The sequence below is a fragment of the Oceanisphaera pacifica genome, assembly GCF_017498065.1.
In the GTDB taxonomy this organism is placed as follows: domain Bacteria; phylum Pseudomonadota; class Gammaproteobacteria; order Enterobacterales; family Aeromonadaceae; genus Oceanimonas; species Oceanimonas pacifica.
Map to the genome: position 1 here is coordinate 274,620 of NZ_JAGDFX010000001.1, position 23,041 is coordinate 297,660.

Here is a 23,041-nt window from a genome sequence, read left to right on the forward strand (position 1 = left end):
ATAAGTTTAACATCATCCTAATTTGCTGCCGAAATCATGACTGAAGTCGTCAGCCATAGGGATTGTATAAGCTCGCCAAGTTGCGCTATCTGCCTTCTATAGCAAGAAATCACCGCTAATCACCTATAAAAAACGATAAAAAAACACCAAGCTTGTAGGCTTGGTGTTGTTTAAGACTTCACGATTAGACTATACAGTGCTGTTAATAAGACAGAGCCTGAACGTTGCAACCACTCAATACCAGCTGAGTGATCTGCTGTGCTGCCAACTCAAAGTCGTGATCGTCTAGCTCTTCTTTACCCAAGGTCATGGTAATTTGCCAATTAAAATCAGCATAGGTTTGCGTAGACGCCCAAATAGCAAACAGTAAATGGTGTGCATCGACAGCATGCAGCAAGTTTTGTGCTATCCAATCGTTAAGCTTGGCACTTAAAGTGCGAGTTTGTTCGCTAAGGCGCTCAATAATATCGGGAGGTAAATGCGGGGCGCCATGCATGATCTCATTTGCAAATACTTTAGATGCATAAGGGTAATTTTTTGAGATCATTAGCTTAGATTTAATATAAGCGGTTAGCGCTAATACGGGGTCTTGATGCTGAATAAAAGGCTCAGATGCGGCCAGCAAAGGCTCGGTGATACTTTCAAGTACAGCTCGGTAGAGCTTTTCTTTACTGCCAAAGTAATAGTAAATATTCGGTTTGGGTAAGTCTGCAAGCTGGGCAATGGTCGCTGTTTTAGTCGCGGCATAGCCATGTTCAGCAAACACCTGACTTGCCGCGCGTATAATAATTTCTTCGTTTTTTGCTCGGATCCGAGACATAGTAATGTAAGCTCCAAACCATTATATGAGGCGTTTCTTGGTTAACCCTACCCCAATTTAACCAAGACTGTGAGCAAAAATACATAAAAAAGCGTTCACTGAAGTGAACGCTAGTATCAATAACAGGCTTAATGCTGGTGCTTGATAATATTAAGGCTGTTAATCTGACCGAGTGTTAGTTAGCTGTAATCTGCCACCAAGTCGGCAAGCTTAACACCGGCAATAGCACAGGCTTCATCTACATCGGGAAGATCGCCACTAATGCCTACAGCACCCAGTATGTTGTTGTCGGCATCACGAATTAATACGCCACCGGGAGCGGGAATAATATCGCCATCGGACATCACATTAACCGCAGACATAAAGGCCGGACGCGTCTCTGCAACCTCAGCTAAGCCTCGAGAGCTGCGCCCTAATGCTACAGCACCCCATGCTTTACCTTTAGCAATATCGGGTCGTAATAAGGTGGCGCCATCTTGGCGCTGAAGGGAGATAAGATGACCCGCATTGTCTAATACAGCAACGGTAAGGGGGGCGGCGGAAACCTCTGATGCGTGCTCAAAGGCGCCACGCGTGATGGTTAACGCTTGTTCAAGTCTAATGGTGCTCATTTATGGACTCCCTGTCGATGGTAACAACAGTAACAATAGAAGAGAATTGAGCACTAATAAAGCATAAAACAGACACAATGTTAAGATCTTTCGTTCGCATCTTACGTTAAGGTAATGTATTTACTCGTCTATTGTCTGTGATCAAAAGCACATTTTAGGCTGTTAAATAACAAAAACTCACTGATTACAGGCATCCAATATCGGCTGGCTCACCCAAGGAGTAAATATCTGGTATGATTTTTGCTTTAGTTTGCTATAAACCGTGAATATTAACCTTAGCATAGCCATAACGTGAGCATAAGTCATACTGAATAACCGTCAGTCACGTCTTATCAATAACAGGCTTATGCACTGCATCGTTAAGCAGGAAGACAAGCTAGCCCTTTCTGCTTCTGGAGATAAATATGCTGGATTTTCGACAGGTTTCACGCTTTAACCGGTTTATGTGTTGGTTACTGCTGAGCTGCACCATAATGAGCTTATTGCCGCAGAGTTTGTTTACCGGCTCATTTGGCCAATGGCTACATAACTATCGTCTGCTGTTTATACTGGGCATGGTCGCTTCTGGCGCTTACTTTTTTTCTCATGCCGCCATTATGTTATTTCAGTATGTCTTTTCTCGTAAGCAACGTGCCATGCAAGAAAAGTTACTAAAAGAGCTACTCGACTATTTAGATGCAAATGAAAAATCGGTGTTACGTGAGTTTGTGATCCAACGTAAAAGCGTCATAAAATTGCCTGTGACAGAGCCTGCCGTCAAAAATTTGTTAGAACAGGGTATATTAACTTATGCCTATGGTGAACCAGGAGAAATGGGGTTAAATGCCATTAAGCCATTAATGATCAGTATTGAAGCACGTCCATTATTGACATTTAAGGTGCTGGGAATTAACCCCAGTAGCATGACAGAGGAACAAAAAGATCTGATTTTAAATACCCGCCCTAAATACGCCTACAAACAGTTAGATCGTCATTAAAGGCAACAAAAAGCAAGCGCTAAGCTGGAAACGTAAGAAAGTACCATTTGTTCACACAGCGGTTGCTGCAAGATTTATCTATGAGCATTTAAACAGCAAAGCCGACCGTTTGCCTAGTATGACGCTGGCGGCGTTTTGGCAGAGGGATACTTGGGGTGGGTTAAGCAACTTCGTAGTAAACCGCATTCTTGGCCGTTTCTTCAGCAAGAATTGACATAGCAACCGGCACGCACTTACCGCACTGTGTTCCCACCGCCAGCTCTTTCTTCAAACGTTTAAATTCACTGCCACCGTCTTTTATTGCGGCACGCAGTTGACTGTCGGTAATACCCTTGCATAAACATACATACATTTGAGAACCCTCCGCATTCAATGGAGTAAATCTAAATGATATTAGTTATCAATGCAAGGGTTATTACTTAAGCTTTTTACGTCAGCGCGCGAGATCATAGATTTGCTTTAACGAACAAGCTTGCTTTCATTATTATTGATCATGCGCTCATCAAGCGTAGGAGCCAACTTTGATAAGTCATAGCCTGCTGCCGTGGCTTTGTGTAAAAGTTGCTCGCTAGACACCTCAGCGGCCTGAGATAACGCCCATAAGGTAATGGAGCGTGTACCTGTTCGACAAAATGCCAATACGGGCTCGTCGCTGCTCTTGAGTAGCTGTTTAAACTCACTCACATTAGCCTCTGTAAACTGCCCTGGCGTAATAGGCAACCAATACCAGTTCAACCCTAAGCTACGTGCTTGTTCGGCCAGTGTACCCGCTGTAGGTTGCTCTGGGGCTTCAGCATCGGGCCTATTACAGATCACAGTGCCAAAACCGGCGTTTTTAAGGGCGACTAAATCATCGCCAGTCACTTGATCTGCCACCGAAAAATCAGCTGTAACAAATTTGATTTCCATATTACACCTCCATAAAAACACCTTACGCCTTACGTTTACAGTGTAAAGCTATATTAGTTTTAACGTATAGCTTTGTTTTATTTTTAACGTATAGCGTATAGCCATGGTTTACCGTATTTTAGGTATAAAAAAAGGAGGCCAAAGGCCTCCTTTTTTGCATACTTTTAAGCGCTAATTAAGCAACGATTTTCGCTACAACACCAGCACCAACAGTACGGCCACCTTCACGGATAGCAAAACGTAGACCATCTTCCATCGCGATAGGAGCAATCAAAGTAACAACCATGTGTACGTTGTCACCAGGCATTACCATCTCAACGCCTTCTGGCAGTTCGATAGTACCGGTCACGTCAGTTGTACGGAAGTAGAACTGTGGACGGTAGCCTTTAAAGAAAGGAGTGTGACGACCACCTTCTTCTTTTGACAGAACATAGATTTCTGATTCAAAAGTAGTGTGTGGAGTAATAGAACCTGGCTTAGCAAGAACCTGGCCACGCTCAACATCTTCACGCTTAGTACCACGTAGCAGAACACCAACGTTCTCACCTGCACGACCTTCGTCAAGCAGCTTACGGAACATTTCTACACCAGTACAAGTAGTTTTGGTGGTGTCTTTGATACCAACGATTTCAAGTTCTTCACCAACTTTGATGATACCGCGCTCAACACGACCAGTAACAACAGTACCACGGCCTTGGATTGAGAACACATCTTCGATTGGTAGCAAGAAAGCACCGTCAACAGCACGCTCTGGATCAGGGATGTAAGAATCAAGGGCATCAGCCAACTCGATGATCTTCTCTTCCCACTGAGCTTCGCCTTCTAGGCCTTTCAGTGCAGAACCTTGGATTACTGGCGTGTCATCACCTGGGAAGTCGTACTCAGACAACAACTCACGGATTTCCATTTCAACCAGCTCAAGCAGTTCTTCATCGTCAACCATGTCACATTTGTTCATGAATACAACGATGTAAGGAACGCCAACCTGACGGGCTAACAGGATGTGCTCACGAGTCTGTGGCATAGGACCATCAGTAGAAGCAACAACCAAGATTGCGCCATCCATTTGAGCCGCACCAGTGATCATGTTTTTAACATAGTCGGCGTGACCTGGGCAGTCTACGTGTGCGTAGTGACGTGCTTCAGTATCGTACTCAACGTGAGATGCAGCAATGGTTATACCACGTGCTTTTTCTTCTGGTGCGTTATCGATTTGAGCGTAGTCGCGAGCGCTACCACCCATTTTCTTAGCCAATACGGTAGTAATGGCAGCAGTCAGAGTTGTTTTACCGTGGTCAACGTGGCCGATAGTACCTACGTTTACGTGTGTTTTATTACGTTCAAATTTTTCTTTAGACACGGACTAGTCCTTCCTAGTTTGTTCCCACTCGCGTTGCGGTGGAAAGTTTAAACAAAGATTATTAACCTTTACGAGCAGCAATAAGCGCTTCAGCCATGCTGGCAGGTACTTCGGCGTACTTAGCAAACTCCATAGAGTAAGAAGCACGACCTTGCGACTGTGAGCGCAGGTCTGTAGCATAGCCAAACATTTCCGACAGGGGAATCATAGCATTAATTATTTTGCCTGATGCGCCATCTTCCATGCCATCTATGATACCTCGACGACGATTAACGTCACCGATAACATCACCCATATACTCTTCTGGCGTTTCTAATTCAACCTTCATCATAGGCTCAAGTAGCACAGGGTTACATTTCATAAACCCATCTTTAAATGCCATCGACCCTGCGATTTTAAAGGCCATCTCAGAAGAGTCAACATCATGATAAGAACCATCGTACAGGGTGACCTTGATATCTTCGATTGGATAACCGGCCAATACCCCCTGTCTCATTTGTTCTTGAATGCCTTTGTCTACTGATGGGCAGTACTCTTTGGGTATTGCACCACCAACAATAGCATTCACAAACTCATAACCAGCACCGGGCTCTTGTGGCTCAATTTTGATCCACACATGACCAAACTGCCCTCGACCACCTGACTGACGAACGAACTTGCCTTCTTGCTCAACACTACCGCTAATGCTTTCACGATAGGCCACCATGGGCTTACCCACGTTAGCTTGTACGTTGAACTCGCGCTGCATTCTATCTACCAGAATATCGAGGTGCAACTCACCCATGCCAGCAATGATAGTTTGACCTGATTCTTCATCGGTATTAACGCGGAAAGACGGGTCTTCCTGCGCCAGCCGCCCCAATGCCAAGCCCATTTTTTCTTGGTCGGCTTGGGTTTTAGGTTCAACGGCCACTGAGATAACAGGCTCAGGAAACTCCATACGCTCTAATATAATAGGCGTATTAGGAGCACACAGGGTGTCACCTGTGGTCACGTCTTTTAAACCGATGGCGGCGGCGATGTCGCCGGCACAAACAGATTTTATCTCTTCGCGCTTATTGGCATGCATCTGTACGATACGACCAAAACGTTCCCGTTTACCCTTAACGGAGTTCATCACTGTATCCCCGGTGCTTACCACACCTGAGTACACGCGGAAAAACGTTAGGCTACCCACAAACGGATCCGTCGCAATCTTAAATGCGAGGGCAGAGAAAGGGGCATCATCACTGGCTGGGCGAGTATCTGGGGTTTCCCCATCCACTTTTGTACCAGCAATGGCAGCCACTTCAACCGGAGACGGCAGATAATCAACAACAACGTCTAGCATGGCTTGCACGCCTTTATTTTTAAAGGCGGTACCACAGGTCACCAGAATAATTTCGCTATTCAGTACGCGCTGACGCAAAGCTGCTTTAATTTCAGCTTCGGTTAGCTCTTCACCTTCTAGGTACTTATCCATCAGTTCATCGTTGGCTTCAGCCGCAGCTTCTACCATGTTCTGACGCCATTCTTCGGCTAGCTCACGCATCTCTTCGGGAATATCGTAATAAACGAAGGTCGTCCCGTGATTATCGCTGTCCCAGTCAATCGCTTTCATCTTGACCAAGTCGATTACGCCTTTGAAGCTTTCTTCAGAGCCGATCGGTAATTGCACAGGAACTGGCTCGCCTTTTAGGCGGCTTTTAATCTGTGAAACTACACGCAAGAAGTCAGCGCCGGTACGGTCCATTTTATTAACAAACGCGATACGCGGAACATGATATTTATTCGCCTGACGCCATACGGTTTCAGACTGAGGCTGAACGCCACCCACAGCACAGTAAACCATAACAGCACCATCGAGGATCCGCATAGAGCGCTCTACTTCAATCGTGAAGTCAACGTGCCCTGGGGTATCGATAATGTTAATACGGTGCTGAGGGTACTGGTGCTCCATTCCATCCCAAAAACAGGTGGTGGCGGCAGAGGTGATAGTAATACCACGCTCTTGCTCTTGCTCCATCCAGTCCATGGTGGCAGAACCCTGATGGGTCTCACCAATTTTATGGTTTACGCCGGTATAAAACAGTACCCGTTCTGTGGTGGTAGTTTTACCCGCATCAATGTGAGCACTAATACCAATGTTGCGATAGCGCTCAATTGGGGTTGTACGAGCCACAATAAAATCCTCTTGCTAAGGTCAATGCCCTTAGTAGGCAATTAAGGGGGTGCGCAAACTGCGCACCCAGCAAATTACCAGCGGTAGTGTGCAAACGCTTTGTTTGCTTCAGCCATACGGTGCACGTCTTCACGCTTCTTAACCGCAGAACCTTTGTTATCGGCAGCATCTATCAGCTCACCAGCTAGGCGTTGAGCCATAGACTTTTCACCACGCTTACGCGCAGAGTCTACCAACCAGCGCATGCCTAAAGCATTACGACGCACTGGACGTACTTCTACTGGCACCTGGTAGGTAGAACCACCTACACGGCGCGATTTAACTTCAACTGTAGGACGAATATTTTCTAACGCTTCTTCAAACAGCACCAAGTGCTCTTTGCCGCTTTTAGCTGCAGCTGCTTCTAAAGCAGAGTAAACGATAGTTTCTGCGGTTGATTTCTTACCATCAATCATCAGAATGTTAACGAATTTTGCCAGCAATTCAGATCCGAACTTAGGATCTGGTAAAATTTTACGCTGGCCGATTACGCGACGTCTTGGCATTGCAAATTCTCCGTAACTTCAGGGATAACCCAAAACACAGTGTGTTATTGAATAAAATGTTTGGCCTTACTTAACAGAGAACTATTAAGCCTTAGGTTTTTTAGCGCCGTACTTAGAACGACCCTGGCGGCGTGCAGAAACACCTGAGGTGTCTAGTGCGCCACGAACGGTGTGATAACGCACACCTGGTAAATCTTTAACACGACCACCGCGAATAAGCACAACAGAGTGCTCTTGCAGGTTGTGGCCTTCACCACCAATGTAAGAGTTAACCTCAAAACCATTGGTTAGACGAACACGACATACTTTACGCAGTGCAGAGTTCGGCTTTTTTGGAGTGGTGGTGTATACGCGGGTACATACGCCACGTTTTTGCGGGCACGCTTCCAACGCTGGTACGCTGCCTAAAGCAACGACTTTTTTACGTGGTTTGCGAACCAGCTGATTAATTGTAGTCATTAACAGCTCCTGAAAATATATCGTTCTACAGTTGTGAAGAAACCTTCCCCAAAAGTGGGGACGCAAAATTCTATGCTTGCTACGCCCTTGAGTCAAGATTTATACAATTATTGCTCGAACATTTATCGTTATTGCTCGATTTTTAGCAAAATTGCCGCTTACCAAGCTTGAGGGCTGCCCCATTCTGCCACTAATGTAACCCAATCGGCCATACTAATTAACTCGCCCAACTTATGAGACAGACCTCGGGCCGCTAAATCTTCTTGCATCACATACAAGCGCCCTTGACTGGCCAGTGCTTGTAATGGAGCCTGCCACGGCAATGCACCGGTCACACTGGCTGCAATAACGCCATCTTGCCATAACAGCAAGCTGTCTTCTGGTTGCAACTGCGATAACGCCAGATTGAGTGTTTGATGGCTAAAAGGGGAGTATTTAATGGTATGTAGCATAATGCCTCAAAAACTCAGTCGCACTGAGTAGTCGTTTAAGTGCTGCTGCCAAGCATCCATTGATAACACCTCTGCGACTATGCTGACTTGTGTAGACGCCAAACCTCGTTCAGCTAACGACTGAGCGCATACATACACGCGTTCAACATCATAGAGATCGAGTAAACCAAAGGTTGGCGCATAATCTCGCCCAAGGATGAGACTGGTATCTTGCCCCTCTAACACTTGATAAACACCGTCTCCAATAAAAAAGATACCTATATCTTCATTAAGTGCAGAGGTCGCCAAGGCAGCATCTAATCCCTCTCGGCCAGACGCCGAGCCATGGGGGGGAGTTCGAAATATAAAGGCGACCTTATTCATAATAAACACCCATCACAACTCGTGCGTAATATAGCGCGCTCAAAACTGCACCACCCTATCTGCCGTTAGGGCTGCTTGTGCCAGTTGCCCTAAGCCTGTCATACAAAACGGCGGTGCTAAGTTCCATTGGCCTTGCTCGGTATCTGCCGCCGACGCCTGATCACAAATGCCACGACGCAAGGCCGCCGCGACACAAACATCCAAGGTAAGATGATGCTGATTGGCAAACTCGACCCAAGCTTGCTGCAAGTGGAGTTCATCCGCAGCAGGCTGAGCCAGCTGATTGGCATTATAAACACCGTCTTGATAAAAAAAGACATGACTAATGGCATGGCCCTGCTCTATTACCGCACAGGCAAACCGATAGGCATCACTCGCCGATTGGCTGCCATAACACGGGCCTGTGACCAATAAAGCAAACCGCAATGCGGGTTGAGTCATAACCAGCCTCTTTATTATTGAACAATAAAATTACTTAACGTAAGCAATGGCTTCAACTTCAACCAACACATCCTTTGGCAGGCGCGCCGCTTCTACGCAAGAACGTGCAGGGGCCCCTAGCGTAAAGTAGCTGGCATACACTTCATTAAAGGCCAGAAAGTTGTTCATATCAGATAAGTAACAGGTTGTTTTAAGCACGCTAGATGCATCAGCACCAGCGGCTTTTAATACCGCTAACAGATTATCCATCACTTGTATGGTTTGCGCCTCAATGCCGCCTTCTACTACCGCCATACTAATCGGATCGAGTGGAATTTGGCCTGAGGTATACAGGGTATTGCCAATACGCGTGGCTTGTACGTAAGGGCCAATAGCGGCAGGGGCATGTTCGGTCGCAATTGTCGTTTTAGTCATTAGGGCTCCTAAATGGGATCAGCTGAAGTTTATCGCTTACCCAGTCATATCCAGTAATATATAGCAAAGTGTTGTCGAGTGATGTTGCACAAATACAAGCATCACTCATTGCTCCGATCATCAACTGATGATGACAGATGTCAACAAAAAAACCGCCCTAGGGCGGTTTTTGGTATCTGGTTAACACTCTGGGTTTAAGGGCGGAGCGATTTTTCGCCACGTGATACACCACAAACGCCACTGCGTACCACTTCAACGACTTCGGTTACATCTGTCATATTGCTAATAAAGGCATCCAATTTGTCGCTGGTGCCCACTAGCTGCACCGTATACAGATGTGCCGTAACATCAACAATTTGTCCTCGAAAGATATCTGCCGTGCGTTTCACTTCATCGCGATTAGCACCATCGGCACGCACTTTCACTAACACTATTTCGCGCTCAATATGGCTGCCTTCACTTAAATCACTCACTTTAAGCACATCCACCAGCTTGTTCAGCTGTTTGGTAATTTGCTCAATTTCACGCTCATTACCTGTGGTGACCAGCGTCATACGCGACAAGGTTGGATCTTCGGTGGGTGCCACAGTAAGGGTTTCAATGTTATATGCCCGCTGAGAGAACAACCCAACCACTCGACTCAAAGCACCGGATTCGTTTTCCAGTAGCAGGGATATGATACGTCGCATTAGGTTCTCTCCGTTTTACTTAAAAACATTTCATCCATAGCACCGGTTTTAATTTGCATGGGATAAACATGCTCTTCTGGGTCAATTACAATGTCCATAAACACCAGTTTATCTGTCATTGAGAAACATCTCTCTAATGCTGCATCTAATTCTTTAGGGTCAGATACACGAATACCCACATGGCCATAGGCTTCTGCTAGCTTCACAAAGTCAGGCAGAGAGTCCATGTAAGAGTGACTTTCACGACCTTCATAGAACATTTTCTGCCATTGTTTAACCATCCCTAGCGAGTGGTTATTCATGGAGATAATTTTGACCGGTATGTTGTACTGCATACAGGTAGATAGCTCTTGAATATTCATCTGAATAGAGCCATCACCGGTGACACATATCGATATCGCATCGGGCCGTGCCATTTGAGCGCCCATAGCCGCAGGCAAGCCAAAGCCCATAGTGCCTAAACCGCCGGAGTTAATCCATTGGCGAGGCTTATCAAAAGGATAGTAAAGAGCAGCAAACATTTGATGCTGCCCCACATCCGAACTCACCATAGCCTCACCTTTAGTAATGCGATATACAGACTCTATTACCTGCTGAGGCTTAATATATTGCTCGCTGGTTTCATATTTTAAGCAATCACGCGAGCGCCATTGTTCAATTTGCTCCCACCAGTCGCTCATCGCTTGAGCATCGGTTTGCAAGCCTAACTCCCGAATCACCCCCAGCATCTGGCTTAACACCGTATCAGCCGAACCAACAATGGGAATATGGGCCTGAATATTTTTAGAAATAGACGTCGGGTCCACATCGACATGCACCACAGTCGCGTGAGGGCAGAATTTGGCCACATTGTTAGTCACCCTGTCATCAAAACGCGCACCTATAGCTAATATCAGATCAGAATTATGCATCGACTTATTGGCTTCATAGGTGCCGTGCATGCCCAACATACCCACAAACTGTTTATGGGTACCCGGCATGACACCCAGACCCATTAAGGTGTTGGTCACAGGGAGATTAAACTTCTCGGCCAGCTCAACCACTAAAGCACTGGCCTCTGAAGTAACCGCGCCGCCACCCACATACATAATGGGTCGTTTGGCGTCAGCTAACGCAGTCATGGCCTTTTTTATCTGTCCTTTGTGCCCTGCGCTAGAGGGATTATAAGAACGCATCTCAACCGAGCTAGGATACACATAAGGGTGTTTTTCTAGTGGGTTTTGAACGTCTTTTGGCAAGTCAACCACAACCGGGCCTGGGCGACCACTGGCGGCAATGTAGTAGGCTTTTTTTATCGCCATGGGAATATCAGACGCTTTTTTACATAAAAAGCTGTGCTTTACGATAGGTCGAGAAATACCAATCATATCGGTTTCTTGAAATGCATCATCACCAATATAAAAGGTTGGCACCTGACCCGATAAAATCACCATAGGGATTGAATCCATAGCGGCAGTTGCGATACCGGTAATACAGTTAGTCGCACCAGGGCCTGAGGTGACCAATACAGTACCAACGTTTCCAGTGGAGCGCGTATACCCATCAGCCATGTGGACGGCGGCCTGCTCGTGACGCACCAATACATGCTCTATTTTACTGTTCTCAAATAAGGCGTCATAGATATCAAGCACTGAACCGCCGGGGTAACCGAATAAATGCTCGACTCCCTGATCTTCCAGCGCCCGAACCACCATTTGTGCGCCTGATAACATCTCCATGATAAGCCCTCCAGGCTTTACTTTTATTCAATCTGCTTTTTATTTTTCGCGCCACTCGCAATATACGGGTGACATCTCAAGACAAGCCACTTTATTTAAAAAACACTTCTGCCAGATAGCGATATTTAGCAGAAAAGACAAGAATTTTACCTTAACCTGCTTTAAATCTCTTGTCTATGCGCTTCACTAAAAGCACAACTCATCAAGCTTCAAGCAGCATACACTCTCTTAATTCAAGAGCGTATGCCCCAAAAACAATCCATTAAAGCCTCACAAAAAGGCCAGTTGCTTAGCGTATACTGCCGTCTTTATAACCGACTGACCAATGAACATTTAAGACAGGAATTAGGGAATTATCACGCCAGCGTTATGATATTCAAAACAATAAACCACTATTCTTTAATTTTAAAAAGCTAACACCTACCTAATAGTCATCTCACCTTTACAATATGAGAAGCACCCTGTTTTAAAATTTGACCTAATTTGTTGACAGCGTCACAATTTACCGCTATTCATATGGCATTATTAATGATTTACAACTTGATGATGAGCGTTATGTCTAATTCAATTCAGCGACTACTACTATTAAACTCTCAGGTGCTAACGCGCACGGGTCGAGCGTAGCTGGAATTCATCATCCACATACTTTTATAAAAACCCGTGCCAGCCGCACGGGTTTTTTATGTGCGTTGCAGGGTGCAGCCAATTAAGGGGAAAGCGATATGTCGAACCAGGTCATCATTTTCGATACCACTTTGCGAGATGGCGAGCAGGCGCTTTCTGCAAGCTTAACAGTTAAAGAAAAACTACAAATTGCTTATGCGCTAGAACGTTTGGGGGTCGATGTAATGGAAGTTGGCTTCCCTATCTCATCACCCGGTGACTTTGAGTCGGTGCAAACCATAGCCCGTCATATTAAAGACAGCCGAGTATGTGCCTTATCTCGTGCCTTAGAGTCCGATATCGATGCTGCCGGTGAAGCGCTTAAGGTGGCGGATCAATTCCGTATTCATACCTTTATATCAACCTCCGATATTCATGTGCAAAGCAAGTTGCGCAAAGAGTTTGGCTCGGTATTAGAGATGGGCGTGAATGCCGTTAAACATGCACGCCGTTATACCGATGATGTGGAATTTTCTTGCGAAGATGCCGGTCGTACCCCCATAGATAACTTATGCCGCATGGTTGAAGCCGTGATTAAAGCCGGTGCCACTACGGTCAACATTCCTGACACTGTGGGTTATACTGTGCCTAGCGAATTCTCTCGCATTATAGCGGCGCTATTTAATCGAGTACCCAATATTGATCAAGCGGTTATTTCCGTACATTGCCACGACGATTTAGGCATGTCGGTTGCCAACTCCATTGCCGCACTTGAGCAAGGGGCTCGCCAAATTGAATGTACGATTAACGGCATTGGTGAGCGAGCTGGTAACTGTTCGTTAGAAGAAGTGGCCATGATCTTGCAAACTCGCCATGAGTTGTTAGGTCTTAACACCAATATTAAACACCAAGAAATTTATCGTACCAGTCAATTAGTGCGCAACTTATGTAATATGCCAGTGCAGCCTAATAAGGCCATTGTGGGCGCGAATGCCTTTTCACACTCGTCAGGTATTCATCAAGACGGCGTGTTAAAAAGCAAAAACACCTACGAGATTATGACCCCAGAAAGCATTGGCTTGCAGAAAAATGAGCTGAACTTAACGTCGCGCTCTGGCCGTCATGTGATCAAGCACCGTATGAGCGAGCTGGGGTATAGCGAGCAAGATTACAAGCTTGATACCTTGTATGAAAGCTTCTTAGCTTTGGCGGATCGTAAAGGCCAAGTATTTGATTATGATTTAGAAGCCTTGGTGTTTTTTAGTCAAATTCATGAAGAGCCCGAACAGTTCAAATTAAAATACGTCAGCGTACAATCTGGCAGCAACGTAATGGCGACCGCCAGCGTACGCATGGAAGTAGGCGGTGAAATTATTAATGAAGCCGCTGTAGGTAATGGCCCTGTAGATGCCGTTTACCAATGTATTAACCGCGTAACCGGCTACGACATTAGCGTTGATAAATATGAGCTACAAAGTAAAGGCGAAGGCAAAGATGCGCTAGGCCAAGTGGATATTGTGGCCACTTATAAAGAGCGTAACTTTCACGGCATGGGCTTAGCGACCGATATTGTAGAATCCTCAGCACAAGCCTTAGTGCATGTTATTAATAGTATTTATCGTGCCGAACAAGTCGCAGAAAAGAAAAAAGAAGCAATTCAAAAGAAAATTCGTATGGAGACAGTGTGAGTATGAGTGCAAATTACAAGGTCGCGGTCTTGCCCGGTGACGGCATAGGCCCAGAAGTGATGGCAGAAGCCCTCAAGGTACTAGATAAAGTGCAATCGGAATTTGGTTTTACCCTTGAGTTAAGCCACTTTGATGTGGGTGGCGTGGCCATCGATAACCACGGCAGCCCATTGCCTGCCGCGACCTTGGCCGGTTGTGAAGCAGCTGATGCGGTTTTATTTGGCTCTGTGGGTGGCCCTAAGTGGGAGCATCTGGCACCCAATGATCAACCCGAGCGCGGCGCCCTACTGCCCTTGCGCGGTCACTTTAAGTTGTTTTGTAATATGCGCCCAGCACGTATTTATGAAGGCTTAGAAGACTTCTCTCCGTTGCGTGCCGACATTAGTGCCCGCGGCTTCGACATCGTCTGTATGCGCGAGCTCACCGGTGGTATCTACTTCGGTCAACCTAAAGGTCGCGAAGGCGAAGGCGCGCAAGAAAAAGCCTTTGATACTGAAGTGTATCACCGCTATGAAATTGAGCGCATCGCACGCTTAGGGTTTGAAGCCGCTCAAGGCCGTCGAGGTATTGTCACCTCGGTAGATAAGGCCAACGTACTGCAAGCCTCTATCTTATGGCGTGAAGTGGTAAACGAGGTTGCTAAAGACTACCCAGATGTCACCTTAAACCACATTTATATTGATAACGCTACTATGCAGCTGATTAAAGACCCATCGCAGTTTGATGTGATGCTGTGCTCTAACCTGTTTGGCGATATTATTTCTGATGAAATGGCCATGCTCACCGGCTCTATGGGGCTCTTGCCATCGGTAAGCTTAAATGACCAAGGTTTTGGTTTATATGAGCCTGCTGGTGGTTCAGCTCCAGATATTGCCGGTAAAGGTATTGCTAACCCAGTGGCACAAATACTGTCTGCCGCGTTAATGTTGCGCTACAGCTTTAAAGAAGAAGCCGCAGCCCTTGCCATTGAACGTGCAATTAGCGAGACCTTATCTGAAGGCTACTTCAGTGGTGATTTATATAAAGCCGATGCTAAACACCCCGTACAAACCACAGTTCAAATGGGTGAACACATCGCTAACCGCATCAGGAGAGCAAGCTAATGGCTAAGACCCTTTATGAAAAAGTATTCGACGCGCACTTGGTTCGTAATGAAGCCGGCGAAACACCGCTGCTTTATATCGATCGCCATTTAGTACACGAAGTGACCTCACCCCAAGCCTTTGACGGTTTACGTGAAAAGGGCCGTAAACTGCGCCGCCCCGACCGCACCTGGGCAACCATGGATCACAACGTCTCCACCGAAACCAATGATATTGCCGCCTCCGGTGAAATGGCCCGCATTCAAATGGAAACGCTGGCTAAAAACTGTGCAGAATTTGGCGTACCTTTGTATGACTTGCACCATAAGTACCAAGGCATTGTGCATGTTATTGGTCCAGAGCTAGGCTTAACCCTGCCGGGTACCACTATTGTGTGTGGTGATTCTCACACCGCCACTCACGGTGCTTTCGGCGCCTTGGCGTTTGGTATTGGTACCTCAGAAGTTGAGCATGTGATGGCCACCCAGACCCTCAAACAGGGTCGGGCGAAAACCATGAAAATTCAGGTAAATGGCAAGCTTAACCCCGGCATAAGTGCCAAAGACGTGGTATTGGCCATTATTGGCAAAGTGACCCATGCCGGTGGCACGGGTCATGTGGTGGAGTTCTGCGGCAGCGTCATTGAGGCGCTATCCATGGAATCACGTATGACCATTTGTAATATGGCCATAGAATTAGGAGCAAAAGCGGGCTTAATTGCCCCGGATCAAACCACTTTTGATTATCTAGAAGGCAAGCCTTTTGTACCCAGCGGTGAAGAATGGGAACAAGCAGTTGCGTACTGGAAAGCCCTAAAATCCGATGCCGATGCCCAGTTTGATGCAGTGGTAGAGCTAGAGGGAGCCGATATTGCCCCACAAGTAACGTGGGGCACGAATCCCGGCCAAGTAATGGCTGTTAATGGCACCATTCCTAAACCTGAAGCCATGACAGATGCGATTGAACGCCACACCGCTGAGCGCTCACTCAATTACATGGCATTAGCCGGCGGCACCAAGCTGACTGATGTGAATATCGATAAGGTATTTATTGGTTCGTGCACTAACAGCCGTATTGAAGACTTACGTGCTGCAGCTGACATCGCTAAAGGCCGCACTGTGGCTGAAGGCGTACAAGCATTAGTGGTACCCGGCTCACAACAAGTGAGAGCTCAGGCCGAAGCAGAAGGGTTAGATAAGATCTTCCTCGAAGCCGGTTTTGAGTGGCGCTTGCCCGGTTGCTCTATGTGTTTGGCCATGAATAACGACCGTTTGTTACCGGGTGAGCGCTGTGCCGCAACCAGTAACCGTAACTTTGAAGGCCGCCAAGGCCGCGGTGGTCGTACTCATTTAGTGAGCCCTGCCATGGCGGCAGCTGCCGCTGTATTTGGACACTTCGTCGATATTCGTGATTTATAAGGGACAGAACATGAGCGGATTTAAGCAATTAACCGGTATTGCCGCCCCGTTAGATGAGGCGAATGTGGATACCGATCAGATTATTCCTAAGCAGTTTCTGCAAAAAGTAACGCGCTCAGGTTTTGGTAAGCACTTGTTTCATGACTCGCGCTTTTTAGACGACGCTGGCGAACAACCTAACCCTGAGTTTGTGCTCAATAAAGCCCCTTTTGATAAAGCGGTGATTTTATTGGCACGCGAAAACTTTGGTTGTGGTTCAAGCCGTGAGCACGCACCTTGGGCACTGGCTGACTTTGGTTTACAAGCCGTGATCGCCCCAAGCTTTGCCGATATTTTTTATGGCAATGCGATTAATAACGGCATGGTGCCTGTTAAATTAGCAGATACCGAAGTGGATGCGCTCTTTGCCTATGTAACAGCTAATCCCAATGCCGAAGTTACGGTAGATTTAGAAGCTCAACAAGTGCGCGCGGGCGACCTTAATTTCTCGTTTGAAATTGATGAGTTCCGTCGTTACTGCTTGCTCAATGGCCTAGATAGCATAGGCCTAACGCTACAGCATCAAGAGCAAATCGATAGCTTTGAAGCCCAACAACCTAGCTGGCTGTAAGTATCTGGCCTAAGCTGTCATATTGATAAAAAGCCGAGCATGATGGTCGGCTTTTTTATACTCAGTGACGGCCGATTAACGCACCGCACTTAAACTCAGTGCAATCACATCCGTTGTACTGCCCGCGTCAACTCGCAACACCTTGGCAATGGCTTTAAGCGGTTCAACATTATTATCGGCAGATGGCATCACTAACTGCCACTCTTCATCTAATTGACATTGCCCACTTGTCACTTCAACCAGTGCCCCTGTAGCACTAATATTGCGACAAATACCTTCCACTCTTTCTTGAGCGTTCGCTAAAATAATTTTGGTGTCCAGCGCCATACGCTGAAAAGAACGCTGATCATGATTCGCCGTAAGCATAGTTACCTTCCTTATCAGTCTTAAATAATATGGCACTAGTTTAGCCTGCAGAATAAACCTACAATAGCACAGTGCAAACGAGGTGCGGTCAACCGCTGAGAACAGACTCGTGTCACCGACTCGGTAAAATCCGATATTACAGTGACGCTCTCGGCTCTATTTTTATTAATAAGGAGTGTCCATTGAACAAACTTTTTATTGCTCTGTCTTTACTCTTCACCAGCCAAGCCATAGCTGCAACACCGACCCTCACTGTTTATACATATAGCTCATTTGCCTCTGATTGGGGGCCAGGTCCGGCAATTAAACAAGCTTTTGAGAATAAATGTGGCTGCGAGCTAAAATTAGTGGCCTTAGATGACGGTGTGTCTATTTTAAATAGGCTGAAATTAGAAGGTAAGCGTACCAAAGCCGACCTTATTTTGGGCCTAGATAACAATCTGCTACACGCAGCTAAAGACACAGGGTTATTGGCCAAACATCAGCAGTCCTTACCTGAGTTGACTATGCCGGGTGGCTGGGATGATGCCTACTTTGTTCCCTATGACTATGGCTATTTCGCTTTTATCTATAATGCCGATAAGCTCGAACAGCCACCACAAAGCTTTAACGAGTTACTTGAACGCCCTGAACTAAGCTTACTGTATCAAGACCCCCGTACCAGCACTCCTGGGCAAGGATTAATGCTGTGGGTACAAAAGTTATATGGCGATCAAGCGCCACAAGTATGGCAAAACTTGGCTAAACGCACCGTGGCGGTGACCAAAGGCTGGAGCGAGTCTTATGGTATGTTTCTTAAAGGCGAAGCCGATTTGGTGCTCTCTTATACCAGCTCACCGGCTTATCATATTGAAGCCGAACAAGAACACCAATACCAAGCCGCGGCTTTTTCAGAAGGCCATTATCTACAAGTCGAAGTGGCGGCCAAGCTTAATACCAGTCAGCAACCCGAGCTTGCCGATCAGTTTATGCAGTTTATGCTAAGCCCAAGCTTTCAAGAGCAGATCCCCACGGGAAACTGGATGTATCCCGTAATAGAGACGCCCTTGCCCAACAGCTTTGCTGACTTAGTAACCCCCACACAAGCACTAAGCTTTAGTGGCGAACAAGTAGCCAAGCAACGCAGCGGCTGGTTAAGACAATGGCTTAGCGCCATAACACGCTAATGAAACGCCAATATTGGTGGTTGCCCGGCAGTATCAGCTTGCTGGGCATCCTCTTACTCACCGTCGCCCCCATTATCGCGCTGTTAGTGCAAAGTAATCAGCAAGGCTGGTCTCGCCTGCTGCACGACAGTTATTTGCACCATATTATCTGGTTTAGCTTTTATCAGGCACTGCTTTCTACTGCACTCAGTTTGTTACTGGCTATTCCGCTGGCTCAAACGCTATCACGCCGATACTTTATCGGTCGCAGCTTACTATTACGCTTATTTGGCTTATCGTTAGTGCTGCCGGTGATCTTGGTAGTCTTTGGTATAGTCACAGTACACGGCCGCCAAGGCTGGGTAAATCAGCTACTGCAAGCGCTAGGGTTTGACTCTGTAGGCTACCTCTATGGCCTCACTGGTATTTTATTGGCACATATCTTCTTTAATATGCCCTTAGCTGCCCGAATTTTATTGCAAAATATTGAGTCTATTCCTGCCAGCCATTGGCGAATGGCCAGCCAGTTAGGCTTTAGCAGTTGGCAACTTTTTATCCGCTTAGAATGGCCCAGTATTCGCCGTGCCCTGCCGGCATTAGCCAGTATGATTTTTATGCTGTGCTTTACCAGTTTTGCTACTGTAATGGCGTTAGGTGGCGGGCCTAAATCCACTACCCTAGAGGTAGCGATTTATCAGGCGTTACGCTTTGACTTTGATTTACCCTTTGCCGGTATGCTGGCGCTATTGCAGCTGGTGTTTTGCAGTGGCTTTCTCCTGTTGCAGTATCGCTTCACTCAGCCGGCTCCAAAGCATGGTGAATACCAGAGCGCAACACTACGCCCCGATCGCACAATAATACGCGTGCGCGCTTGGGATGCACTAGTCCTCAGTATTTGCTTGGGTATTTTTCTGCCACCCTTGCTCGCCATTATCAGTAATGGTATTAACCCCGCACTCTGGACAGCTTTGGCCTCCAGCACCTTATGGCGAGCAACACTCACCTCTCTCATCATTGCCACAAGCGCCGCCATTCTATCAGTCGTTATTACAACAGGCTTATTAAGCAGCAGTCGCTATTTACGTTTACAGCTCAAACGTAAAAGGCTGGCTAATCTGATGGAAGCAACCGGCTCGGCCATTTTAGTCTTACCCGCCGTCGTACTCTCCACTGGGTTATTTATTTTATTACGTAATATTGCCGACGTGTTTACACTGGGCCCAATATTGGTTTTGCTGGTCAATGCGCTAATGGCTCTCCCTTATGGCTTACGCACCTTACAGCTCCCCATGGAGCAAGTGAGCCTGCAGTATAATAGGTTATGTATTAGCTTGAATATTCAAGGTTGGCAGCGCATTAAACACATAGAGTGGCCTTTATTACGAAAACCACTCGCACTGACCTTTGCGCTAGCTATGATGCTGTCATTGGGCGATTTAAGTGCCATTGCTCTTTTTGGTAGCCAGTCACTACAAACCCTGCCTTGGCTGTTATATCAGCAATTAGGAAGCTATCAAATGGTAGAGGCCGCCGCCACTGCCTTAGTATTATTGCTACTGAGCTTAGGACTATTCGGTGTTATTGAAGGTGTATTAGGGGGCAAAGATGCTACAACTCACTAAGCTAAGCGCTCATTACCCTGAGCAAGCCTTGTGCTTTACCTTATCGGCTAACGCTGGGGAAATTACCGCTTTAATTGGCCCCAGCGGTGCTGGTAAATCCAGCCTGCTGGCCATGATAGGTGGTTTCTCCCAAATAGACTCGGGCAGCTTACAGCATAATGAACACTCTTTATTGCCGCTATCGCCTGCCCAAAGGCCGATCACGACTTTATTTCAAGATAATAATTTATTCTGGCATTTGTCAGTTTATAACAATATCGCCATCGGCTTATCCCCATCTTTACGCCTGAGTTCAGAGCAAAAGACATTAATTGTGCAAGTAGCAAAGCAGCTCGGCATTAGTGAACTATTAGCACGTAACCCCTCCAGCTTGTCGGGAGGGCAGCAGCAAAGAGTGGGGCTAGCTCGTTGCTTGGCCCGTGGCCTGCCTATTTTACTACTCGACGAGCCTTTTTCAGCGCTCGACCCGGCGTTACGTTTAGAGCTATTAGACTTATTACGCAGCCAAACCGATCAGCTACAGCTGACTGTTTTATTCGTTACCCATCACCCAGAAGAAGCGGCCCGAGTCGCTGACAATATCGTTTTTATTTATAACGGTGCCATTTTAGAGCAAGGCTCTACTGCGCTATTAGAGAACCCCTCGACACCAGAGTTAGCCGCTTACTTAGGGAAATAAGCACAAAAAAAAGAAGAGCAAGCCCTAGCTCACCCTTCTGATTTTACTTGCGATACATTAGAGATTTTCTTCGGCAAACGAAGCCAGACGACTACGCATCACGCCATTTAAATAAACATTGGCACTGCCTTCAAAGTCTTTAAAGCGCTCAACAATATACGTGAGCCCTGAAGTAACGGGCGTTAAATAATTAGAGTCAATTTGCGCCAAGTTACCCGAGCAGACCAGCTTAGTGCCCTCACCGCAGCGCGTGATAATAGTTTTTAATTGTGAAGCCGTTAAGTTCTGGCATTCGTCGAGTAATACAAAGGTATTTTGGATACTGCGACCACGCATAAAGTTAACCGACTTAAACTGCACATTTCCCTTATCCATAATATAGCTAAGGGAGCTATCCATACATTCATCTTGCTTATGCAACACCTCTAAGGTGTCGGTTATGGCAGCAAGCCAAGGTGCCATCTTCTCTTCTTCTGTCCCCGGTAAAAAGCCGATACTTTCGGCAATTTCTGGCGTATTACGGGTCACAATAACCTTGTCATAAATCCCTCGCTCAATGGTCATTTCTAATGCACAAGCCATAGCCAGTAAGGTTTTACCACTGCCGGCTGGGCCAGTTAAAATGACCAAATCAATATTAGTGTCCAGCAAGGCATCGAGCGCCATAGCTTGATAAATATTTTTTGGCTGAATGCCCCAAGCCTTGCGCCCCATCATCCGCTCTCGGCCTAAATCAACAAAGCGCAGTTTATTGGGCATTTTCTCTAACACCCGCCCAGCAAAGTCACCAGTGTCATCCAGCAAATACTGATTGATATGTGCTCCGGGTATTAACTCGTCGGCCACTGTGTGGATCACTTCTCGGCCATGGGTTTCACTTTCACACTCCCCTACTCGCTCCCAGAAGCTGTCCTCTTGGTGGTAGAAGCCTTTAGATAATAAGTTAATGTCGTCTATGAGTTGATCTGAGCGGTAGTCCTCAACATGCTCTAGCCCTGCTCCTTTGGCCTTTAGCCGCATATTGATATCTTTAGTAACTAATACTGCTATGCCTGACTGTGTATTGTGCTGCAAATAAAGCGCAGTATTAATAATGCGGTTATCAGCCTCATCATCAGTAAACACCTCATAACCTTGCGGCAATTGCTTATCGGCTATAATGGCAATACTGCCTGTTGCATCATCGCCTTGGCCTTGCATGCCAAGCGAGACCCCCGCCACAATTTGCTCTGGCGTAGCATCATGAAAAATGCTTTCTAACATTCTAATGGCTTGACGAGCATCGCGACTCACATCTTTCTGACGGTCTTTAATACGATCGAGCTCTTCAAGCACTGTCATAGGGATAACAACGTTGTGCTCATTAAAAGAATAAATAGAGAGAGGCTCGTGCAATAGCACGTTAGTGTCCAAAATAAAGCGCTTACGGGTATGATCATCCATAAATATGCTCCCTTAGGCCTACGCCTTTATAATTATACCCATTGAACATGGCTATAATGACGCCTTGATGACACCCTAACGCTATGCCGCTTTCTTGATTTCGGCAAGTTTTCTACAACAATAATTAATGATTTATGTGCCTCACCTCATTGTTTGAGCTGAAAGCGGTCAGTTATACCAATCTAAGTAAAGATATGGTCTAATTGTTCCCACCCTGCCTTACTTGATGATTATTCTATGGATGACTTCAAAAATACGGACTTCACAGCGCTTGCTCGTAAGCAAAAGTCTATACAAATGAAGATGCGTTTACTGGCACTGGCGCATTTTCAAGATGGAAAGTCTCGCACTCAAATTGCGCAATTTTTGAAAGTCAGTAGAACCAGTGTCAACAAGTGGGTAAGCGCCTACTTGAACGAGGGCTTGTCCGGGTTACAAGAAAAACCACGCCCAGGAAGACCTTCGT

Annotated in this window: 25 protein-coding genes; 9 read left to right on the forward strand and 16 right to left on the reverse strand. The window is 46.4% G+C overall.

Going from position 1 to position 23,041, the window contains the following annotated elements; all coding sequences use genetic code 11:
• Positions 1–202 precede the first annotated feature (202 nt).
• Complete coding sequence (locus J3U76_RS01275) at positions 203–820, reverse strand: TetR/AcrR family transcriptional regulator (protein WP_208003853.1); 618 nt, start codon at positions 818–820, stop codon at positions 203–205.
• A gap of 179 nt (positions 821–999) precedes the next feature.
• Positions 1,000–1,431 (reverse strand): GlcG/HbpS family heme-binding protein, encoded by a 432-nt coding sequence (locus J3U76_RS01280; protein ID WP_208003854.1) that lies wholly within the window; start codon positions 1,429–1,431, stop codon positions 1,000–1,002.
• A gap of 404 nt (positions 1,432–1,835) precedes the next feature.
• Here J3U76_RS01280 and J3U76_RS01285 point away from each other — a divergent pair, with 404 nt between their 5' ends.
• A complete protein-coding gene (locus J3U76_RS01285; protein WP_208003855.1) occupies positions 1,836–2,408 on the forward strand; it encodes a superinfection exclusion B family protein in 573 nt (190 codons plus the stop codon).
• Positions 2,409–2,568: 160 nt separating this feature from the next.
• Here the strand turns inward: J3U76_RS01285 and J3U76_RS01290 are convergent, their stop codons facing one another.
• From J3U76_RS01290 to J3U76_RS01345, 12 genes are all read right to left on the reverse strand, one after another.
• On the reverse strand, positions 2,569–2,760 hold the full coding sequence (locus J3U76_RS01290; RefSeq protein ID WP_208003856.1) for a bacterioferritin-associated ferredoxin: 192 nt from the start codon (positions 2,758–2,760) through the stop codon (positions 2,569–2,571).
• A 107-nt stretch (positions 2,761–2,867) separates the two neighbouring features.
• Complete coding sequence (locus tag J3U76_RS01295; RefSeq protein ID WP_208003857.1) at positions 2,868–3,317, reverse strand: protein tyrosine phosphatase family protein; 450 nt, start codon at positions 3,315–3,317, stop codon at positions 2,868–2,870.
• A 175-nt stretch (positions 3,318–3,492) separates the two neighbouring features.
• Positions 3,493–4,677 carry an elongation factor Tu gene (gene tuf / locus J3U76_RS01300; protein ID WP_208003858.1) on the reverse strand — a complete coding sequence of 395 codons (1,185 nt, stop codon included), beginning with the start codon at positions 4,675–4,677 and terminating at the stop codon, positions 3,493–3,495.
• Positions 4,678–4,738: 61 nt separating this feature from the next.
• Positions 4,739–6,838 carry an elongation factor G gene (fusA, locus tag J3U76_RS01305; RefSeq protein WP_208003859.1) on the reverse strand — a complete coding sequence of 700 codons (2,100 nt, stop codon included), beginning with the start codon at positions 6,836–6,838 and terminating at the stop codon, positions 4,739–4,741.
• A 74-nt stretch (positions 6,839–6,912) separates the two neighbouring features.
• Positions 6,913–7,383, reverse strand: coding sequence for a 30S ribosomal protein S7 (gene rpsG / locus J3U76_RS01310; RefSeq protein ID WP_208003860.1), 471 nt, complete (start codon positions 7,381–7,383; stop codon positions 6,913–6,915).
• A gap of 84 nt (positions 7,384–7,467) precedes the next feature.
• The gene (rpsL, locus tag J3U76_RS01315) at positions 7,468–7,842 is read right to left on the reverse strand and encodes a 30S ribosomal protein S12 (RefSeq protein WP_208003861.1); all 375 of its coding nucleotides are present in this window, start codon (positions 7,840–7,842) and stop codon (positions 7,468–7,470) included.
• Between the two features lie 158 nt (positions 7,843–8,000).
• Positions 8,001–8,294, reverse strand: coding sequence for a sulfurtransferase complex subunit TusB (gene tusB, locus J3U76_RS01320; RefSeq protein WP_208003862.1), 294 nt, complete (start codon positions 8,292–8,294; stop codon positions 8,001–8,003).
• 6 nt (positions 8,295–8,300) lie between these two features.
• Positions 8,301–8,657 carry a sulfurtransferase complex subunit TusC gene (tusC, locus tag J3U76_RS01325; protein WP_208003863.1) on the reverse strand — a complete coding sequence of 119 codons (357 nt, stop codon included), beginning with the start codon at positions 8,655–8,657 and terminating at the stop codon, positions 8,301–8,303.
• A 39-nt stretch (positions 8,658–8,696) separates the two neighbouring features.
• Positions 8,697–9,098 (reverse strand): sulfurtransferase complex subunit TusD, encoded by a 402-nt coding sequence (gene tusD, locus J3U76_RS01330; protein WP_208003864.1) that lies wholly within the window; start codon positions 9,096–9,098, stop codon positions 8,697–8,699.
• A gap of 30 nt (positions 9,099–9,128) precedes the next feature.
• Entirely contained in the window at positions 9,129–9,512 is a 384-nt protein-coding gene (locus tag J3U76_RS01335; protein WP_208003865.1) for a RidA family protein, read from the reverse strand.
• 194 nt (positions 9,513–9,706) lie between these two features.
• Entirely contained in the window at positions 9,707–10,201 is a 495-nt protein-coding gene (gene ilvN / locus J3U76_RS01340; RefSeq protein WP_208003866.1) for an acetolactate synthase small subunit, read from the reverse strand.
• The gene (locus J3U76_RS01345; protein WP_208003867.1) at positions 10,201–11,919 is read right to left on the reverse strand and encodes an acetolactate synthase 3 large subunit; all 1,719 of its coding nucleotides are present in this window, start codon (positions 11,917–11,919) and stop codon (positions 10,201–10,203) included. The genes ilvN and J3U76_RS01345 overlap by 1 nt, the downstream gene beginning before the upstream one ends.
• 722 nt (positions 11,920–12,641) lie before the next feature.
• Between J3U76_RS01345 and leuA the strand changes: the two genes are divergently transcribed.
• Genes leuA through leuD form a run of 4 tightly spaced genes read left to right on the forward strand, consistent with a single transcriptional unit; the run spans position 12,642 to position 17,320 of the window.
• Complete coding sequence (gene leuA / locus J3U76_RS01350) at positions 12,642–14,210, forward strand: 2-isopropylmalate synthase (protein WP_208003868.1); 1,569 nt, start codon at positions 12,642–12,644, stop codon at positions 14,208–14,210.
• 2 nt (positions 14,211–14,212) lie between these two features.
• Positions 14,213–15,313: a 3-isopropylmalate dehydrogenase gene (leuB, locus tag J3U76_RS01355; protein WP_208003869.1), complete on the forward strand. Its 1,101-nt coding sequence runs from the start codon at positions 14,213–14,215 to the stop codon at positions 15,311–15,313.
• A complete protein-coding gene (gene leuC, locus J3U76_RS01360) occupies positions 15,313–16,710 on the forward strand; it encodes a 3-isopropylmalate dehydratase large subunit (RefSeq protein WP_208003870.1) in 1,398 nt (465 codons plus the stop codon). Before leuB ends, leuC begins: the two co-directional genes overlap by 1 nt.
• Positions 16,711–16,720: 10 nt before the next feature.
• Positions 16,721–17,320, forward strand: a complete 600-nt coding sequence (gene leuD, locus J3U76_RS01365; protein WP_208003871.1) for a 3-isopropylmalate dehydratase small subunit — start codon at positions 16,721–16,723, stop codon at positions 17,318–17,320.
• A gap of 75 nt (positions 17,321–17,395) precedes the next feature.
• Here leuD and J3U76_RS01370 read toward each other — a convergent pair whose 3' ends face one another.
• Positions 17,396–17,686: a PilZ domain-containing protein gene (locus J3U76_RS01370; RefSeq protein WP_208003872.1), complete on the reverse strand. Its 291-nt coding sequence runs from the start codon at positions 17,684–17,686 to the stop codon at positions 17,396–17,398.
• Between the two features lie 182 nt (positions 17,687–17,868).
• Here J3U76_RS01370 and thiB point away from each other — a divergent pair, with 182 nt between their 5' ends.
• The 3 genes from thiB to thiQ are packed head-to-tail and all read left to right on the forward strand — an operon-like array spanning position 17,869 to position 21,132.
• Positions 17,869–18,852, forward strand: coding sequence for a thiamine ABC transporter substrate binding subunit (gene thiB, locus J3U76_RS01375; RefSeq protein WP_208003873.1), 984 nt, complete (start codon positions 17,869–17,871; stop codon positions 18,850–18,852).
• Positions 18,852–20,453: a thiamine/thiamine pyrophosphate ABC transporter permease gene (thiP, locus tag J3U76_RS01380; protein ID WP_208003874.1), complete on the forward strand. Its 1,602-nt coding sequence runs from the start codon at positions 18,852–18,854 to the stop codon at positions 20,451–20,453. The genes thiB and thiP overlap by 1 nt, the downstream gene beginning before the upstream one ends.
• Positions 20,437–21,132, forward strand: coding sequence for a thiamine ABC transporter ATP-binding protein (gene thiQ / locus J3U76_RS01385; RefSeq protein WP_208003875.1), 696 nt, complete (start codon positions 20,437–20,439; stop codon positions 21,130–21,132). The genes thiP and thiQ overlap by 17 nt, the downstream gene beginning before the upstream one ends.
• A gap of 57 nt (positions 21,133–21,189) precedes the next feature.
• Here thiQ and J3U76_RS01390 read toward each other — a convergent pair whose 3' ends face one another.
• Positions 21,190–22,575 (reverse strand): PhoH family protein, encoded by a 1,386-nt coding sequence (locus tag J3U76_RS01390; RefSeq protein WP_208003876.1) that lies wholly within the window; start codon positions 22,573–22,575, stop codon positions 21,190–21,192.
• Positions 22,576–22,872: 297 nt separating this feature from the next.
• Between J3U76_RS01390 and J3U76_RS01395 the strand changes: the two genes are divergently transcribed.
• Positions 22,873–23,041 (forward strand): helix-turn-helix domain-containing protein (locus tag J3U76_RS01395; RefSeq protein ID WP_424022290.1); only part of this gene is annotated, 169 nt, incomplete at its 3' end.

What these genes read in the sequence shown, in the direction of transcription:
- leuA (WP_208003868.1), top strand. Translation starts at nt 12,642, where the DNA reads ATGTCGAACCAGGTCATCATTTTCGATACCACTTTGCGAGATGGCGAG.
- leuB (WP_208003869.1), top strand. Translation starts at nt 14,213, where the DNA reads ATGAGTGCAAATTACAAGGTCGCGGTCTTGCCCGGTGACGGCATAGGC.
- J3U76_RS01295 (WP_208003857.1), bottom strand. Translation starts at nt 3,317, where the DNA reads ATGGAAATCAAATTTGTTACAGCTGATTTTTCGGTGGCAGATCAAGTG.
- leuC (WP_208003870.1), top strand. Translation starts at nt 15,313, where the DNA reads ATGGCTAAGACCCTTTATGAAAAAGTATTCGACGCGCACTTGGTTCGT.
- tusC (WP_208003863.1), bottom strand. Translation starts at nt 8,657, where the DNA reads ATGAATAAGGTCGCCTTTATATTTCGAACTCCCCCCCATGGCTCGGCG.
- thiQ (WP_208003875.1), top strand. Translation starts at nt 20,437, where the DNA reads ATGCTACAACTCACTAAGCTAAGCGCTCATTACCCTGAGCAAGCCTTG.
- tusB (WP_208003862.1), bottom strand. Translation starts at nt 8,294, where the DNA reads ATGCTACATACCATTAAATACTCCCCTTTTAGCCATCAAACACTCAAT.
- J3U76_RS01335 (WP_208003865.1), bottom strand. Translation starts at nt 9,512, where the DNA reads ATGACTAAAACGACAATTGCGACCGAACATGCCCCTGCCGCTATTGGC.
- J3U76_RS01290 (WP_208003856.1), bottom strand. Translation starts at nt 2,760, where the DNA reads ATGTATGTATGTTTATGCAAGGGTATTACCGACAGTCAACTGCGTGCC.
- rpsL (WP_208003861.1), bottom strand. Translation starts at nt 7,842, where the DNA reads ATGACTACAATTAATCAGCTGGTTCGCAAACCACGTAAAAAAGTCGTT.
- J3U76_RS01280 (WP_208003854.1), bottom strand. Translation starts at nt 1,431, where the DNA reads ATGAGCACCATTAGACTTGAACAAGCGTTAACCATCACGCGTGGCGCC.
- rpsG (WP_208003860.1), bottom strand. Translation starts at nt 7,383, where the DNA reads ATGCCAAGACGTCGCGTAATCGGCCAGCGTAAAATTTTACCAGATCCT.
- ilvN (WP_208003866.1), bottom strand. Translation starts at nt 10,201, where the DNA reads ATGCGACGTATCATATCCCTGCTACTGGAAAACGAATCCGGTGCTTTG.
- J3U76_RS01370 (WP_208003872.1), bottom strand. Translation starts at nt 17,686, where the DNA reads ATGCTTACGGCGAATCATGATCAGCGTTCTTTTCAGCGTATGGCGCTG.
- thiP (WP_208003874.1), top strand. Translation starts at nt 18,852, where the DNA reads ATGAAACGCCAATATTGGTGGTTGCCCGGCAGTATCAGCTTGCTGGGC.
- J3U76_RS01275 (WP_208003853.1), bottom strand. Translation starts at nt 820, where the DNA reads ATGTCTCGGATCCGAGCAAAAAACGAAGAAATTATTATACGCGCGGCA.
- J3U76_RS01345 (WP_208003867.1), bottom strand. Translation starts at nt 11,919, where the DNA reads ATGGAGATGTTATCAGGCGCACAAATGGTGGTTCGGGCGCTGGAAGAT.
- J3U76_RS01285 (WP_208003855.1), top strand. Translation starts at nt 1,836, where the DNA reads ATGCTGGATTTTCGACAGGTTTCACGCTTTAACCGGTTTATGTGTTGG.
- leuD (WP_208003871.1), top strand. Translation starts at nt 16,721, where the DNA reads ATGAGCGGATTTAAGCAATTAACCGGTATTGCCGCCCCGTTAGATGAG.
- J3U76_RS01390 (WP_208003876.1), bottom strand. Translation starts at nt 22,575, where the DNA reads ATGGATGATCATACCCGTAAGCGCTTTATTTTGGACACTAACGTGCTA.
- tusD (WP_208003864.1), bottom strand. Translation starts at nt 9,098, where the DNA reads ATGACTCAACCCGCATTGCGGTTTGCTTTATTGGTCACAGGCCCGTGT.